Raw genomic sequence first — 254 nt, forward strand, 5'->3', positions numbered from 1 at the left:
AAAAGTTCTCAATTCCGTTAATGTGATTTTGTCGCTCAGCAAAATGTGTGCTGTGATTGATCCGAAAATGTGAAAATTCGCTCACATCAAGAACGTCATAACTTTTGTAACAATCGGTATAAACAATCTCGCGGATAATTGGCAATAAAGTCATTGGGTACGGCAACGGTGTAAACCTTACCATTACGCTTCAAAAGCCCGAATACAGCCACTTTGCCAGCCGCACCGCGACCACGTTTGCCTTTGCGTTGTCC

General features: G+C 43.3%; 1 pseudogene. It reads right to left on the reverse strand.

What is annotated here, in order from left to right:
* A pseudogene (locus IR141_RS13120) lies at window positions 1–254 on the reverse strand (transposase); the annotation flags it as partial.

Source organism: Neisseria sp. 19428wB4_WF04 (assembly GCF_015235335.1).
Taxonomy (GTDB): Bacteria; Pseudomonadota; Gammaproteobacteria; order Burkholderiales; family Neisseriaceae; genus Neisseria; species Neisseria musculi.